Annotated in this window: 18 protein-coding genes and 1 pseudogene; 5 read left to right on the plus strand and 14 right to left on the minus strand. The window is 68.7% G+C overall.

Translation table 11 applies throughout. The features are described from left to right. Window positions 1-1,612, plus strand: a 1,612-nt coding sequence (locus NQ160_RS07990) for an alpha/beta hydrolase family protein (protein ID WP_257514691.1), incomplete at its 5' end; no start/stop codon positions are given. A gap of 61 nt (window positions 1,613-1,673) precedes the next feature. Here the strand turns inward: NQ160_RS07990 and NQ160_RS07995 are convergent. The 6 genes from NQ160_RS07995 to NQ160_RS08020 all read right to left on the minus strand — a co-directional run bounded on the left by NQ160_RS07995 (window position 1,674) and on the right by NQ160_RS08020 (window position 6,011). Further along, window positions 1,674-2,225 carry an HdeD family acid-resistance protein gene (locus NQ160_RS07995; protein WP_257514692.1) on the minus strand — a complete coding sequence of 184 codons (552 nt, stop codon included), beginning with the start codon at window positions 2,223-2,225 and terminating at the stop codon, window positions 1,674-1,676. 89 nt (window positions 2,226-2,314) lie between these two features. Continuing rightward, window positions 2,315-3,235, minus strand: coding sequence for an AEC family transporter (locus NQ160_RS08000; protein ID WP_257514693.1), 921 nt, complete (start codon window positions 3,233-3,235; stop codon window positions 2,315-2,317). A 55-nt stretch (window positions 3,236-3,290) separates the two neighbouring features. Then, the gene (locus NQ160_RS08005) at window positions 3,291-3,881 is read right to left on the minus strand and encodes a GNAT family N-acetyltransferase (RefSeq protein ID WP_257514694.1); all 591 of its coding nucleotides are present in this window, start codon (window positions 3,879-3,881) and stop codon (window positions 3,291-3,293) included. Window positions 3,882-4,053: 172 nt separating this feature from the next. Further along, on the minus strand, window positions 4,054-4,644 hold the full coding sequence (locus NQ160_RS08010) for a fasciclin domain-containing protein (protein ID WP_257514695.1): 591 nt from the start codon (window positions 4,642-4,644) through the stop codon (window positions 4,054-4,056). A 275-nt stretch (window positions 4,645-4,919) separates the two neighbouring features. Beyond that, the gene (locus tag NQ160_RS08015; protein WP_257514696.1) at window positions 4,920-5,612 is read right to left on the minus strand and encodes a hypothetical protein; all 693 of its coding nucleotides are present in this window, start codon (window positions 5,610-5,612) and stop codon (window positions 4,920-4,922) included. Between the two features lie 228 nt (window positions 5,613-5,840). Then, window positions 5,841-6,011 carry a hypothetical protein gene (locus NQ160_RS08020; RefSeq protein WP_257514697.1) on the minus strand — a complete coding sequence of 57 codons (171 nt, stop codon included), beginning with the start codon at window positions 6,009-6,011 and terminating at the stop codon, window positions 5,841-5,843. Window positions 6,012-6,424: 413 nt separating this feature from the next. Here NQ160_RS08020 and NQ160_RS08025 point away from each other — a divergent pair. The 3 genes and pseudogenes from NQ160_RS08025 to NQ160_RS08035 all read left to right on the plus strand — a co-directional run bounded on the left by NQ160_RS08025 (window position 6,425) and on the right by NQ160_RS08035 (window position 8,845). Beyond that, window positions 6,425-7,176, plus strand: a pseudogene (locus NQ160_RS08025) (alpha/beta hydrolase). Window positions 7,177-7,398: 222 nt separating this feature from the next. Further along, window positions 7,399-8,244 carry an alpha/beta hydrolase gene (locus NQ160_RS08030; protein WP_257514707.1) on the plus strand — a complete coding sequence of 282 codons (846 nt, stop codon included), beginning with the start codon at window positions 7,399-7,401 and terminating at the stop codon, window positions 8,242-8,244. 91 nt (window positions 8,245-8,335) lie between these two features. After that, a complete protein-coding gene (locus NQ160_RS08035; protein WP_374113639.1) occupies window positions 8,336-8,845 on the plus strand; it encodes a DoxX family protein in 510 nt (169 codons plus the stop codon). 12 nt (window positions 8,846-8,857) lie between these two features. Here the strand turns inward: NQ160_RS08035 and NQ160_RS08040 are convergent, their stop codons facing one another. The 6 genes from NQ160_RS08040 to NQ160_RS08065 form a co-directional block, all read right to left on the minus strand. Next, window positions 8,858-9,169, minus strand: a complete 312-nt coding sequence (locus NQ160_RS08040) for a hypothetical protein (RefSeq protein ID WP_257514698.1) — start codon at window positions 9,167-9,169, stop codon at window positions 8,858-8,860. A 48-nt stretch (window positions 9,170-9,217) separates the two neighbouring features. Then, window positions 9,218-9,427, minus strand: a complete 210-nt coding sequence (locus NQ160_RS08045) for a hypothetical protein (protein WP_257514699.1) — start codon at window positions 9,425-9,427, stop codon at window positions 9,218-9,220. Between the two features lie 362 nt (window positions 9,428-9,789). Beyond that, window positions 9,790-11,067: an HNH endonuclease signature motif containing protein gene (locus NQ160_RS08050; RefSeq protein WP_257514700.1), complete on the minus strand. Its 1,278-nt coding sequence runs from the start codon at window positions 11,065-11,067 to the stop codon at window positions 9,790-9,792. Between the two features lie 200 nt (window positions 11,068-11,267). Continuing rightward, window positions 11,268-11,978, minus strand: a complete 711-nt coding sequence (deoD, locus tag NQ160_RS08055; protein ID WP_257514701.1) for a purine-nucleoside phosphorylase — start codon at window positions 11,976-11,978, stop codon at window positions 11,268-11,270. Between the two features lie 103 nt (window positions 11,979-12,081). Further along, complete coding sequence (locus tag NQ160_RS08060) at window positions 12,082-12,321, minus strand: hypothetical protein (protein ID WP_257514702.1); 240 nt, start codon at window positions 12,319-12,321, stop codon at window positions 12,082-12,084. 39 nt (window positions 12,322-12,360) lie between these two features. Beyond that, on the minus strand, window positions 12,361-12,867 hold the full coding sequence (locus NQ160_RS08065; RefSeq protein WP_257514703.1) for a DUF2087 domain-containing protein: 507 nt from the start codon (window positions 12,865-12,867) through the stop codon (window positions 12,361-12,363). 184 nt (window positions 12,868-13,051) lie between these two features. On the opposite strand from NQ160_RS08065, the gene NQ160_RS08070 reads away from it, so the two are divergent. Beyond that, complete coding sequence (locus NQ160_RS08070) at window positions 13,052-14,155, plus strand: saccharopine dehydrogenase family protein (protein WP_257514704.1); 1,104 nt, start codon at window positions 13,052-13,054, stop codon at window positions 14,153-14,155. A gap of 8 nt (window positions 14,156-14,163) precedes the next feature. On the opposite strand, the gene NQ160_RS08075 is transcribed toward NQ160_RS08070, so the two are convergent. After that, window positions 14,164-14,907, minus strand: a complete 744-nt coding sequence (locus NQ160_RS08075; RefSeq protein ID WP_257514705.1) for a formylglycine-generating enzyme family protein — start codon at window positions 14,905-14,907, stop codon at window positions 14,164-14,166. A gap of 50 nt (window positions 14,908-14,957) precedes the next feature. Further along, window positions 14,958-15,218 carry a DUF6458 family protein gene (locus NQ160_RS08080; protein WP_257514706.1) on the minus strand — a complete coding sequence of 87 codons (261 nt, stop codon included), beginning with the start codon at window positions 15,216-15,218 and terminating at the stop codon, window positions 14,958-14,960. Window positions 15,219-15,436 lie beyond the last annotated feature (218 nt).

The following is a 15,436-nucleotide window of genomic DNA, read 5'->3' on the forward strand; positions in this document are numbered from 1 at the left end:
CGGGCGCTACGGCTCGATCGACGGACTGGATGCGGCAGCCGAGGCGCCGCGGCGCATCACCGGCATCCGATGGCATGCCAACGGACTCGGATACATCGGCGATCGTCCGTCACAACTGTTCGTCGTGCCCGCTCCCGACCTCGACGCCGAGCCGCTCTACGAGCCCGCCGCGCGGGTGCGTGCCGAGGGCGACGACGGGCCGCACCCGCGCGTGGTGCTGGCGGATGCCGAGCAGCTGACGCGCGGCTCGGCCTCGTACGGCGCCCCGGTGTTCACCGCCGACGGCCGCCATCTGCTCGCTGTCGTCGACGCGATCGAGGACGCGGCGCGCGACCTGCGCAGTCGCGTCGTCGCCGTGGCGGTGGACGGCGCAGGGGAGCGCACCGTGCTCGGACCCGAGGCGGGTCTCGCCGTCTCGGAAGTGGCCGTGGCCCCCGACGGCGCGCTGTTCCTCCTCGCCTACGACGTCGGCGAGGACGGTCGGGACTTCGTCGCGCCCGGCACGGGGCTCTGGCACCTGGATGCCGCGGGTGCCCGCCCGTTGACCGACCCCGAGACCGTCGATCTCGGCGAGGTCGGGAGCCACATCGGGTTCGACGGCGAGGATGTGCTCGTGCAGAACCGCACGCGTGGCCGCGTGCACCTGGTGCGGGTCTCGCGCAAGGGGCGGACCTCGGTCGTGCTGGGCGGCGATGTGGAGGTGCTCGGCCACGCGGCAGGCGGCGGCCGCATCGTCACGGCGATCGGCACGGCCACATCGTTCGGAGAGCTGGCCGAGGTCGTAGAGGGTCGCCCGCGCGTGCTCACCACGTTCGGTGAGGCCCTCGTCGCTGCGGGCCTTGTGGAACCGGTCGAGGTGACGGTCCCCGCCCGCGACGGCTACCCCGTGCACGGCTGGGTCGCGGTGCCGGACGGCAGCGGCCCGTTCCCCGTCATCCTGCAGATCCACGGCGGGCCGTTCGCCTCCTACGGCAGCCAGGCCTTCGACGAGACCCAGGTGCTCGTCGACGCCGGCTACGCCGTGGTGTACGGCAACCCCCGAGGGTCGGCCGGTTACGGGCGTGCGCACGGGCGCAGCATCCGCCGGGCGATGGGGACGGTCGACTTCACCGACGTCATCGACCTGCTCGACGGGGTGCTCGCCGCAGACGAGCGCCTGGACGCTGAGCGCGTCGGCATCATGGGCGGGTCGTACGGTGGTTACCTCACCGCCTGGACGATCGCGCACGACCATCGATTCGCCGCCGCCATCGTCGAGCGCGGGTTTCTCGACCCGGTCGCCTTCGCCGGCACGAGTGACATCGGCTCGTTCTTCGGCGACGAGTACGTCGGCACCGACCCCGCGGCGATGGCGGCGCAGAGCCCGATGGCCGTGGTCTCGCAGGTGCGCACTCCCACCCTCGTCGTGCACTCGGAACTCGACTTCCGCTGCCCGCTCGAGCAGGCCACGCGCTACTACACCGCGCTGAAACGGCAGGGGACTGTGGCCGAGATGCTCGTCTTCCCCGGCGAGGACCACGAGCTCACCCGCGGCGGCCGGCCCCGCCACCGTGTCGAGCGATTCGCGGCGGTGCTGGATTGGTGGCACCGCTACCTGCCGATCGTTTCCTGACCCGGTGACGACGGCATGACGAAGGGCCCCGGGAGTCGGTCCCGAGGCCCTTCGTCATATGTCACTTGCCGAACGTGAAGGCGCGGATGATCTGCACCACGCCCAGCACGATGGCCGAGATGCCGATGAGCAGCCACAGCGTCGTCGCGCCCCACAGCGGGGCGAACAGCAGCACGATGCCGGCGATGATCGAGAGGATCGCGAAGAAGATGGTCCACCCGCTCGATGCCGCCCATCCGAGCGTCGAGAGCGAGACGATGCCCTCGACGATCCACATGACGCCGACGAGCACGCCGACGAAGGTCCCGAACCAGGCGGTGGCCGCGGGGAGGTTGATGAAGGCGACGATGCCGGCGACGATGAACAGCACGCCCAGCACGATGTGGCCGAGCCGGGCCCACCCGCCCCGCTGCGCGCTGAAGATCCCGAGTCCCGCGTAGACGAGGCCGGCAGCGACGGCGTAGATCGCCACCACCGCCACGACGACCATGGCTGTTCGGCCGGGCCAGACGAGGATGAGGATGCCGAGGATCAGCGCGAGCACGCCGCTGACGCCGAGGGCCGTGCGGATGCCGTTGAGCAGCGGTCTGTCGATGGAGGAGTTGTAGGCCATCGTGCGTCCTTTCTGAGAATTTTCTGTGAGGACGGCGCCATTGTAGCCCCGCGCACCCGCGTGTGAAGGGGGAACACGGCGGGGGAGTGCTACCCCAGCAGCACCATGATGAGCAGCAGCACGGGGACGCATCCCACCGTCGTGAGGAAGATCGTGTCCCGCGAGATGCTCTCGCCGACGCCGTAGTGCTGGGAGTAGGTGAAGATGTTCTGCGCCGTCGGCAGTGCGGCCAGCACCGTGACGATCAGTATTCCTTCAGGGGGTAGCTGGAAGACGTAGGCCGCCGTCGCCCACGCGACCAGCGGCATGGCGACCAGCTTCAAGGCGGTGGCGAGGATCACATCTCGCCGGTGCCCGGCCGTGCCCAGCACCCGCTGGCCGTACAGCGACATGCCGTAGCCGATCAGCATCACCGGCACGCACGCGTTGGCGATGAGCTGCGCAGGATCGAGGATGAGCGGCGGAAGCTCCCAGCCCGACAGCGACACCGCCACACCGAGCACTGAGCCGAGCACGATCGGGTTCGTCGCCGTGCGCTTGAGGATGCGGCGGGGGGAGCGCTGGCCGGTGGTCGCGGCATCCAGAACCGCCATCGAGATGGGCGTGAACACCAGCAGCTGCAGCAGGATGACGGGAGCGGGGAACGCGGCGCTGCCGAGCAGGTACAGCGACAGCGGGATGCCCATGTTGTTGGAGTTGACTTGACCGGCCGAGAGCGCGGCGATGGTCGTCTCGGCGGTGGAGCGATGCCAGAGGAAGCGCGAGAAGAGCGCCTGTGCGGCGATCACCACCAGGGCGGCTATCGCGGAGACCGGCAGGAGCGCCGAGAAGAGCGTCTGCACGTCGGCCTGGGACAGCACGACGAAGAGCAGGAACGGCGACAGCACGAAGAACGTGAGCCGGTTGAGCACGTGGCGGCCGTGGGGGCCGAGCAGGTCGACGCGGCCGATGATGTAGCCGATCAGGATCGCCACACCGATGACGACGAATCCGGTGGCGACATCCAGCACCCTCTGAGCCTAGGGGTGGGACGCGACTGCTCGGCTCGCTGGATGACAGTTCGTGTCAGGGGAGCGCCGCAGGGATCGTCTTGCGCATGACGGTCTTGCTCTTGCCGATGTGGCGCTCGAACACGAAACCGGCCTGCTCGAACATCGCCCGAGTGCCGTTGTGCAGGAACGACGACGACGTGCGCTTACCCGGGGCGAGCTCGTTGGGGAACGACACCACCTCGCCGCCGCCGGCCCGAGCGATCAGGTCGAGCGCGCCGTCGAGCGCCTCGCGCGCCACACCGCCGCGCCGATGGTCACGGTCGACGAAGACGCACGTGATGCGCCAGGGGGCCGGACGCGTCTCGCCGGCGTCGTACTGCTTGCGGTGGTAGATGCCCGGCAATTCGGCGGGGCTGCCGTACTCGCACCAGGCGATTGCGGCGTCTCCGTCGAAGACCAGCGCCGCGTGCGCGACGCCCTCCGCCACGAGACGCTTCTTGAAGGTCGGCCCGTCGTACTGGACCTTGACCGTGAGGTCGGTGTCACCGTGGAAGTAGGAGCACCAGCATCCGCCCCAGACGCCGTTGTGCTTCTCGGCCAGCGCAAGCCAGGCCGGGTAGGTGTCCGGCGTGAGCGGCTTGATCACGTGCGCCGCGTTGACCATGGCGGCCTCCTCGCCTCGATGTGCCCAGTGTGGTGCGAGGGAGGGCTGTGGACAAGCGCTCTCCGGATGTCGGTGGGGATCGGTGGCATAGGGGTGGGTGATTGCCTGCGGACAAGGGAGGGCCGGGGTCAGCCACGCCGCCGCCCCCGGCCCTCGTTCTCGTCGGTGTGCGTCAGGACGCGGGTACCAGGACGCGGTCGATGGTGTGGATCACCCCGTTGGTCGCCTGGATGTTGATCGCCCACAGCACGAGGCGCGGATCGGTGAGCGACGGGGTCTCGTCTCGCAGCGTGGTGGCGCGCGGCTTGATGACCCCGCCGTTGGCCATGGTGATGTTCTTCGACAGGAGAACCTGCAGGGGCCCGAGCTTCTTGCCGGGCACCACGTGGTACAGCAGGATGTTGGAGATCTGCTCCGCCGAGAACGTCGATGTGATCGTCGTCAGAGCCTCGGCCTCGGACGCGGGCGTCGCGCCGGTGAGGTCGGTGACGAGGCGGATGAAGGCGCGATCGTTGGGCGCGAACACGGTGTACTTCGTGCTCGTGTCCGCCAGTGTGGCATCCAAGCCCGTCGCGACGAGGGCCTGGACCAGCAGGTCGTAATCGTGGCCGTTGGCGTCGGGGGTTCCTCCGCCGGAGGCTGCCACTGCGACGTCGACGATCGACCCCGCCGGCGGGCCGCCGTATGCCGATGCCGGTGAGGCGGTCAGCGTGAGCGCCGTGGCGACGACGGCCGCAAGGGTGATGGAGAGCTTCTTCTTCATTGTCCAGCTCCTTCGATGGGACGAGTGCGCTCGGCGACGGCCGTCGGGCGCCACAAAGGTATTCCGGACCAGCGGGCTGTTTGGATGCAGCAGGACTCGGATTGGTCGTCGGCGCGGGCTCTCCGCCGCGCGGATAACCGAATCGAAAGAACGCCGATAATGCACATTATGTCAATGTCGAGGCGTACTTGAAAGAAACGGTGTCGCACTTGTCCCCCAGCGCGAGGTCGGCGGCGTGCAAATGATCGCTCATCGCAGGGCCGCTCACTCAGAGGTCAGCCAGCAATCCAGTTGCCATCCTCGCCCCGGAAGTACCAGGTGACATCGCCGTAGCCTCTGTGGTGAGTGATGGTGTCACTGGTCCACGTCAGCGTGAGGGTGCCGTCGATTGCCGGAGACACCTCGAACGCTGCAATGGATGCAAAGCGGTAGTCCCAGGGCTGCGAGTTGGTGTTGTCGGTCTGCTCCTTGGTGGCCCAGGTAGCAAAGCTCATAACGGGCCCGACACCACCACCCGCGCCTTCGGCGCAGTCAGACACATAGGTGAGGTTCTGGAAGTCAGTGACGTACCAGCCGTTCTCCGGCTTGCTCTCATCCAGTGTCTCGGTCTTCCTCACCTCCCAGGGCTTGTCGAACTTGGCGCCGGAGTACAGCGATCCGTGAAGGAGGGATGCGTTGGGCCCTCCGACTGCCTCAGGGGCGAGGTCATCAGCCGACAGCGTGTAGCTGAACTCTCCGACCTGATCCCCTTCCGCGTTCAGCGCCTCTGTTCGGGTGAAGGAAAGGCCCTTGGCGAAGGAGTCGGGGTCCGTGTACTCGATGACCACATCGAAGGCGCATTTCTGGGCGGTGTCCAGTTCACGCGAGGTGATCGTGTACGCGGTTGCAACGAGGGTCGAGACATTCTCCTCGCCGAACGCCTCGAGGAAGTCCTCAGGGAGACGGGCGGTGATCTTCCCCTCGGCCACGACTGGCTCCTCGGATCGGAAGTCGAACACGGCGACCGGCTGGCTGTCTACCGCTTCGGGTTCGGCTCCGGTTGCACCTCGCGCACCATCCAGGCTGCCCAGGTCGATGGTGCTCGCGCTGCAACCAGTCAGAGCAAGAGTTGTCAGGACTCCGATAGCGGCAGCGCGTATCAGTCGATCAGTACGCATATGCGGTCTCCTTGCGATGTAAGTTCAGGTCAGCTCAGTTCAGCTTTCCAGCCAGTTGCCGTTGAAGTCCCGCTCGAAATAACGGCGCTCGCCATCATTGGTCTGGTGATCCGTCATGCCGAACCACGACACGGTCATCATGCCGTGCACCATGATGGTTACATAGAACGGCGTACCAGCCGTGCTGCGGGTCGCTTTAATCGAGGTCACCGTTGCTTTTCAGCTCCCATTCGATGAAAGCCAGCCGGTGTACGACAAGTGTTATGTCGACTTCACACTTGTCGACTTCCGCTGGCAGATCGCGCAGTAATACGAGTCCGAAACGTTCATCGAGCTCCGCGAGTGTCTGACGGACGTCGGCATCGAGACTGGCAGGGACGCTGACACGGTCTTGGCGCAGGTCGAGGAGAAGACGAGCGACGTGCGAACGGGCCTACTCCCCCGCGCGGAATCGCAGAGATCCAGCGAGAATGGCGCTGGGCAGCACTGGCCCTGACGTCTACACACGAGGGCGAGCCGTCTCCACCACGCCGACGCCGGCAAGCAGGCTCCCACTTAGGGTGGTCGCATGGAGCCTCATGCCCCCGGAATGCGGCGACTCGGCGAGCCGTGCTGTCGACGGAATGCCGGTTCGGATCTACACGCCCACATCCGCACCCGCGAACGCCCCGGCCGCACCCCGTCCGCTCATCGTCTATTTACACGGCGGCGGTTTCGTGTTCGGCGACCTCCGAGGTGGCGACTGGATCTGCGGTTCGGTATCGGCGGGCGTCGGCGCCGTCGTGGTGTCGGTCGGGTATCGGCTGGCTCCGGAGCATCCGTCCCCGCCGCCGTCGACGACAGTTACGCGGGCCTGATGTGGGCAGCGCGCCGTGCGGACGAACTGGGAGCGGATGCCGCCCGGATCGGTGTGATGGGCAAGAGCGCTGGCGGAAACCTTGCCGCAGTCGTCGCACTGATGGCACGGGATGCGCAGGATCCGAGCATCCGTCATCAGGCGCTGCTGTATCCGGCCATCGGCACCGCCGGCACGGAGTCTCGCCGCGTGAATGCGGATGCGTTCATCCTGAGCAACGCGGACATGACCAAGTTCGGAGAGTACTACGCGGCAGACAGCGCCGACTGGCGGTATGCGCCGATCCTCGCCCCCTCGCTCGCCGGGCTGCCACCCGCGATCACCGAGGTCGCCGAGCACGACCCGCTTCACGACGACGGAGTTCTCTATGTGGAAGCGCTCCGGGATGCGGGAGTCGCCGTGGAGCTGGTGAACTTCCCCGCGATGCCGCACGGATTCCTGAACTTCCCGCGGTTCGCGAAGGATGGGAAACGGGGCATCCAGGCCGTCATCGACTCCCAGGGCGTCGCACTCGCCTGACCGGTGACCCATCGTGACGGCACCGTGGGGCGTCGGCGGGGTGCTCGCCTTCTCCGGCGCGCGCGCCCTGGTCCGGCTCCGGCGCGGCTCACCCGCTGGTCCCGCTGACCGGCTGCGCCAAGAGAAACCCGAACGGCTGGCGCCCTCGCCGCGGCGAAGTCCCGAATCCACGCCGCCTCGCCCAAGAGCAATGCCCTGTCGTCGTAAGGTCATGGCGTGCCGATGATGATGCCGTTCGTTCCGTTGCCTCTTGAGCAGGCCGACGTCGATTACGTGTACGGTCCTGATTCCTTCACGCGACTCGGTGTCCAGCCTGGCTCCATCGAGGCGATCCGTATCGACACGAGCGCGAGATTCCCCGGAACATCCAGGACCATCTGGGTGCACCGTCCGGCCGGTGTGCGCACCTCCGCCGAGTGCGCCGTGATGTTCTTCAATGACGGTTGGTGGTATCTGGACCCCGACGGGGATGTCCGTGGCGCGACCGTTCTCGACAATCTCTCTGCGGCAGGCGACCTCCCGCCGATGGTCAGTGTGTTCGTTGACCCCGGGGTTCTCCACGTCGACGCTGTGCCGATGAAGCACCGCAACGCCGAGTACGACTCCTTCGACGAGGCCTACGGCAGCTTCCTCCTCGAGGAGGTACTGCCCTTGATCGAGGACCGCTTCGCGGTCTCGTCGGACCCGATGATGCGTGGAATCTGCGGCGGGAGCAGCGGTGGCAACGCGGCCATGACAGCCGCATGGTGCCGCCCAGACGGAATAGGAAGGGTGGTCGCCTTCAACGCAAGCTTCGCTCAGATGCCTGACGGCAACCCCTTCCCCGCCTTGCTGAAGACCGAACCGCGCAGACCGACGAGGATCTTCTTGCACGCGGCTCACCGTGACCTGAACTGGAACGCTCCCGAGGACAACTGGTTCGCCGAGAACCTCGAAACAGCTGCGGCGCTCGCCCGTGCCGGATACGACTTTCGGCTCGTCGTCGGAGACGGCGGACACTCCCCCAACCACGGCGGCGTGCTGCTCCCCGACGCGTTGCGCTGGCTCTGGGCTGGGGCCGCGCGCTGAGGGCGGTAGGGAACCACGTCTCTCGCCGAGCCGCGTCCCACCGTATGTTGGGCGTACCAACGCGGCACCGAGCGGATCGTGAGGTGATGACATGAACGCAGCGCGCCGTCGCGCAGATCGCGAGTCCGCGTCGCCCACAGGCGAGCGCCCGGGCACGAGCCTTCCGCGGATGATCGCCCGATGGATGCTGGGCGCGTTTCTTCTCTTCACCGGAGTCGGCCACCTCACCTTCGCCCGCGCGTCGTTCGTCGCGCAGGTTCCCACGTGGCTCCCGCTGCCGGTCGATTTCGTAGTCCTCGCGTCAGGCGTCGTCGAGATCGCGCTGGGTCTCGCGCTGCTGGTGTGGGCGCGCCAGCGCGTGCTGATCGGGTGGCTCACCGCGGCCTTCTTCGTCGCGATCTTCCCCGGAAACATCGAACAGTTCGTCAGCGGCACGGATGCCTTCGGGCTGGACACAGATCTCTCCCGTGGCATCCGCCTGCTCTTCCAGCCGTTGCTGGTGATCTGGGCGCTCTGGTCCACCGGCGCGTGGCGAGCGTGGCGTGCCCGACGCACGAGGCCACGCGTCCATCGTTCGGACCACGAAGCACGAGAGCTCTGACTCCCCCGCTCCCTACGTTCGCCCCAGCTCGCGTCGGGCGGCCTTCAACGCTGACTCGTATGCCTCCTTCTGCTCCCGAGCCTCGGGCCGTTCGCGACGGATGCCATAGCCTTCGGCACCTGGTTCGGCGACGAACACCTCGGTCCGCCCGAGCGCCTCGATCGCGTCCACGGTCGAGGTGACCGCTCCCCTGGTCTGCGCGTCGGCGGCCAGAGCCCTGTTCGACTTGCGATAGCTGAGCACAGCGACGATCAGCGCGCCGACGCCGGTCAGGGCGCCCACCAAGGAGCCGATGCTCGAGATCCAGTCCGTCACCGAAGGCATGGCGCAACGATAGCGACCGCCGGTCGCGCGGGGTGACCCTTCATGCCGTCACTTCCGGCCGCTCGTCGCACGCTCGTTGCCGTGCTTGTAGTTGCCGGTGACCCGAGCCATCAGCTGCTGGGGGTCCGACCGCTGGACGTCGTCAAGGAATCTGCTGGCAGCCGACTTTCGGAGCGTCGTCGCGAGCCGGCCGTTATGCCGGATCACAACCTGGTCGCCGCGCACCGTGAACTCGAAACCGCTCGGTCTCCCCGCCATGGCACAAGCATGCACCACGGAAACCTCGATCTCGCGCCTTTGCTGACCCACCCGGCCACCGTACTGGCGGTGGGCGTCGACGCGCTGACGCAGCCCACTCCCCTGCCGGCTCGGTCAGTCCCCCGCGCTCGGCGGCAGGACGTCCCGCTCCCCGCGCACGGAGACGACGTCCAGCCGCGGATCGTTGTGCAGCTGACCCTGCGGCCGGTGGAGATCGGTGAACGGCAGAAAAAGCCTCAGCATCGGCAGTTCGCGGTGTGATCGCGGAACGAACTCTCGCGCAGCGCTGGGCGAGCCCTCTCGTGTCAGACCTGTGACGTCGTCGTCCGTGGTGCGAAGGTACCGTCTCGGGCGCCCGGACCTCAGAACGGGGGTGGGTCTTCGGTGGCCGTCAGGGCGGTGAATTCGAGGACGCGTCGTGGGATGTCGAGGTGGATCCGCCCGGTGGGGCTGGTCCATTCGAGGATGCCGTGGGGTTTCTGGGTCACGGTCCAGGCGCTGGCGTGTTTGAGGGTGTGGTGGCGGACGCAGAGGTTGGCAAGGTTGCACACGTCGGTGGGTCCGCCTCGGGCGTGGTCGAGGGTGTGGTCGTGGTCGCAGTAGTACACGGGCCTTCGGCATCCGGGGAACCGGCAGTGCTCGTCGCGGGCGTCGAGGTGCCTGCGCTGTGCCCGGTTGGGCCGGTAGGTGTCGACGTGCTGCACGGCGCCGGTGGTCGGGGAGGTGAACACCCGTTCCCAGAGGTCGGCGGTCGCGGCCAGGCGGCGGGCGGTGTCGGGGTCGATGGGCCCGTATCCGATGAGTTCGGCCGGTGCGGTGCCTTCGCCGGTGAGGGTGTCGACGGGGATGATGATCTGCACGTGGGCGGTGATAGCTTGCCCGGCGGGGGTGCTGCTCGAGGAGACGGGTGTGGTCGCGTGGCCGGTGAGCAGCAGGTCGGTGAGGGCGTCGGCCCGGACCTGGTCGGCGGTGCGGGCATCCGTCGCTGCAGAGACGGTGTCCGCCGGCTCTTCCGCCACAGGATCCGCCGTGGCGCGCCGGGCGGCAATCACCTCGCGGGCGTGCTGGGTGAGCCGGTCGCGGATCGCGTACGCCAGCGCCGCGGGGAGTACCGCGGCAAGTTCCGCCATGCCGTCGTCGAGGTCCCGCACCCACACCCGGCGCCCGGCGGCGGCCTCGGCGTGACGCTCGGCGAGGGGTACGGGGTGCAGTTTCTGCGCGATCATCGCGATGATCGGCTTCGCCCGCCCCGGGGTCTCCCGCTCACACACCACCAGGGCGGCTTGTTCGAATCGGGCGCGCGCGTCGGGGTCGGTGATGCGGGCGCCGGCATCCTGAATCAAACGCACGTGCGAAGTGTCGATGGCCCCCGACCGCAGCGCCGCGACGGTCGCGGGGAACCCGGTCACCAGGACGGTGGCGTCATGCAACCGGTCCTGGATCACACGGTCGGACCGGCGCAGCACCGTGCCGACTTCGGCGGCCATCTCCCGCAGCGGCATCTCCCGCTCCCGGCCCGCGCTGGACGGCACCCGGGCGGTCTGCTCGGCGGCGATCGCGTCCGCCCGGGCCAGCAATCCGAGTTCCTCGGCCTGCAACGCCGCGATCCGCGCCCGGATGCGCTCCAACTCCCGCAGCACCGCACCACGCGACCGCGTATCGCGTCTCCTGGGGGCTGCCGGTCGGGTGCTCATACCCACAATTCTGCCGAGGGCCACCGACATTGGACGGCGCTAAAGCCCAGGCCAACGCGGGTTTGTGGATAACTTCTCTCGGCATCCGCCTGTGGAGGAAACGCCGACGACCCGAAGCCCCGAGCCCCGAGCCGCCCCGCCAACCCTCAGCTCGTAGCCGCCCGCAGGGCGATGCGGATCATGTCCCCGAACGTCTGCTCACGCTCGTGGGCCGTCGTCTCCGCGCCGGTGACGAGATGGTCCGAGACGGTACAGATGCTCAGCGCGCGCCGTCCGTAGTACGCGGCGAGGGTGTACAGGCCGCTCGTCTCCATCTCCACACCGAGAACGCCGTGGCGCACCAACGGCTCTGTCAGCTCTGCACGTGTCGTGTAGAACTGATCGCTCGAGAAGAGGGGGCCGACGTGCACGGCGGATGCCGGCGGTTCTGCCTCGCTCGCAGCGACGGCGGCCCGCAGCAGACCGAAGTCCGCGACGGGGGCGTAGTCGAGTCCGTGGAAGCGCACCCGATTGATCGCCGAATCGGTGCTGGCTCCGTTGGCGATGATGATGTCGCGCAGCGCGACCCGCTCGGTGAGCGCTCCGCACGACCCCACGCGCACGATCGTCTCCACGCCGTAGGACTCCATCAGCTCGTTGGCGTAGATCGCCATCGACGGCTGCCCCATCCCCGAACCCTGTACCGAGACGCGACGCCCCTCCCACGTGCCGGTGAAGCCGAGCATCCCGCGGGTCTGCGAGTACAGCTCGGCGCCGTCGAGAAAGGTCTCGGCGATCCACTTCGCCCGCAGCGGGTCTCCGGGAAACAGCATGATGGGGGCGATCTGGCCGGGTTCGGCCGCGATGTGGGTGCTCATCCGCTCACCGTAGCGAGTCGACCTGGACGCCCCGGCAGAGCCGCGAATGCCACGCCAGCCCGTGCGCCGACCCGCAAGGACGTGTCGCGATCGCCCCGCCGGGTCAGGGCAGGTGGTCGGGGTCCAGCGGCGGCAGGCCGCGCGCGGCAACTTCCCTGTCGTTCGCCGACCACACGTATGCCAAGACAGCGAACAGCGCCGCGGGGAAGACAGCGGCCACGACGAATACGGTGAGCCCCACCAGCGCGCCCTGGCTGTTGCCGATGCCGACGGCGGTACTCCCCAGCCCCGTGAAGACAAGCACCACGATGAACAGCAGGCGCCTGCGATGGTCCCGGTTCATCGGCATCCCTTGATCTCCACAGTCCCGACCGTCGCCACGCTACGCGGGTGCTGCGGTGTAGCGCGACCCGTCCGGGGACCTTCGGACGAGATCGTGGTCCACGAGGTAGCGCCTCAGCGTGGCGACGTCGGTGGAATGCCGCTCCAGCCGTTCATTCAGTTCGCGCTCGGTCAGCACCTCACCCCCCGGCAGTATCTGCTCGGCGACGTGGGCCAGAAGATCCCGACGATCCTTCGCATTGGCCGGGTAGCGGTCGATCACTCCGTTCGGGGTGAGAAAGCGTTCGACCCCCGTCGGACGAGCCCGCCGCGGCGCGGCCGCCAGCAGCCCCCGGAACACGTCGGTCGCGGTCCAGCGGCCCTCGCCGTGAGCGACCAACCCGGCCGACAGCAGCGTTTCCAGGGCGCTCTTCCGCCGGGACGGGCTGAGGTCATCGCCGGGGTCGCCCTGCTCGAGCACGATCTGGGCGTACACACGGCGTGTGGCGGGGTTGTTGAGGGCGGCCAGGACCGGCCGGATATCGGGATCGGCTGCGTCGTTCGCCATCCTGCGACGATAGCGGCGAGGAGCGGCGGCCCGAGAACCGGACGGTCGACTCAGGCCAGCGCGGATGCAACCACAGCCCCCGATCCGCGGGCGACGCTGGACTTCACGCACCGGAGCGGGCACGATTCCCGGAGGGCGGGACTCACGACGCCGTCGTCTCGTGAGCCGCCGACGAGGAGGATCGATGTCGTCCAAGATCGTGGTTCTGGGAGCGACGGGATACACCGGGGCGCTCATCGTCGAGGCGCTGGTGCGCCGCGGCGAGCAGCCACTGCTCGCAGGCCGTGATGCCGCGAAGCTGTCGGCGCTGTCGGCGCGGCATGCAGACCTTCCGACGCAGACGGTGGATGCGACCGACGCCGCCGACGTGACGAGGCTGCTGGAACCGGGCGACGTGCTGATCACGACGGTCGGCCCCTTCGAGCGCCTCGGCTGGGCAGCCGCGGAGGCCGCAGTCGACGCCGGCGCCCACTACATCGACACCACCGGCGAGGTCGGGTTCGTGCGCGAGCTGCAGCGCCGCCACGATGAGCGGGCGCGTGCCGCCGGCATCGCGATGCTGCCGGCGTTCGGCTACGACTACGTTCCCGGCATGCTGGCCGGCGCGCTGGCCCTGGAACGAGCCGGTGTCGCGGCGACCGCGGTGCGCATCGGCTACTTCGCGACCGGATCGATGCGCAACGGCATCAGCCGCGGCACGCGGGCCACGATGGCCGAGGGCATGCTGCTGCCCACGGTGGTGCGCCGCGACGGTCAACTGCAGGAGGTGCGCACCGGCAGCCGCACGCAGCCTTTCCAGGTGCGCGGTGACGAGCGCACCGGCATCCTCGTCTCAGGAACCGAGGCGCTGTTCCTCCCCGAGCACTACCCCGGGGTGCAGACGGTGGAGGACTACAACGGCTGGTTCTCGGGCATGGCGCGGGTCATGCCGGTGGCTTCGCGCGTGCTCGGTGCTGTCGCCGCCATTCCCGGCGGGCGCCCGCTGATCGAGCGCCTCACCTCCGCGGACGACGACGCCTCCCCCGGGCCCGACGAGCAGGAGCGCGCGCGCACCCGCAGTCACGTCGTCGCGATCGCTGCGGACCAGAACGACGCCACAGTGGCCGAAGTGCACCTGGAGGGGCCGAGCGCCTACAGCCTGACCGCGGAGCTCATGGCGAAGGCGGCGGAGTCGCTGCTGGACGGGCGCGTGAACGCCGCCGGGGTGACCGGTCCCCTGCAGGCCTACGGTCTGTCGGGCCTCGAGAGCCTGTGCCGCGACGTGGGATTGGCGGAGCTCCCCCGCTGACGCATTGCCTACCGCCGCGGCGTCCACCCCGGCGGCAGCGGCTCGTCCGTCAGCGCGCGCTCACGGTCTGCCGCGGCCGACCAGCCCTGCGCGGCATCCACCGCGTCGAACCCGCCGCGCGCGAGGCGCAGACCGACGTCGTCGTGGTGCATGCGCGGGGCGCCGCCGCGGCGCGTCGAAGCGCGCACGCTCCATGCGTCGTCGGCGAACCCGCCGCCGCGGAAGACCCGGTAGTCGCCGTAGCGGGCGGGATCGAGCAGATCCCAGCACCACTCCCAGACGTTGCCGAGGGTGTCGAACAGGCCGTTGAGGTTCGGCAGCTTGCCGCCGACGTTCTGCGGGGTCGTGCAGCCGTCGGCCGCGGTCCACGCGACCTCCGCCAGTGGCCCGTAGTGGGGCCCGGTCGAGCCGGCGCGGCAGGCGAACTCCCACTCCGCCTCGGTAGGCAGGCGGTAGCCGTCACTGTCGACGTGCCACGTCACGTCTTCGCCCTCGAACGTGTAGGCGGGGTCGAGGCCCTCCCACTCGGATGCCGCGTTGCACAGTCGCACCGCGCGCAGCCAGCTCAGATCGGTCGCCGGCCGCCGCGGGTGGGGCGCCTGCTCCCCCAGCAGCTCCGCGACGAGCTGTCGGGTGACCGGATAGACCCCGATCTCGAACGGCTCGAGCCGGATCTTCCACCGGCGCTCGCGCCGCGCGTCGTGGAGCATGACGGTGCCCCCGGCGATCCGTGCCATTTCGATGTCGCCCACAGGGGCACTCTAACGGCGGTCGCGCGGGGGCACCGGTCGTGCAGGCTGGGTCAGAGGACCTCGTCGCCCGAGGTCGTCGTCGAGCGGCGCGTGACGCGCTCGCCGCCGGCGGGGTCGACCGCTGTGCGCGACACGGTCTCGGTCGAGCGGCGACGCGCGAGCAGCACGATGCCGATGAGCAAGACCAGCGCCCCGGCGCCCATCAGGATGTAGCCGATCATGTCGAGGTTGACGAAGTCGATCTCGACGTTGACGGCGAAGACGAGGATCGCTCCGATGGCGAAGAGCGCGATTCCGGCTCCGATGCTCATGGCAGTTCCTTTCGGGTCAGGTGACTTCCGAATACTGGCCGAGGCGCTGCGGGAGCAAGGACTACTTGACACCGGCACCGGTGATGTGCCCTGCCGGGCCCGAGCGCTAGCGTTGCGTTCATGGCACGCGTGATCTTCTACACGGCGACGACGCTCGACGGGTACCTCGCCGACGCGTCCGATTCCCTCGACTGGCTCTTCGCCGTCCCCGGCGGCGA

This window comes from Microbacterium sp. zg.Y909, from assembly GCF_024626565.1.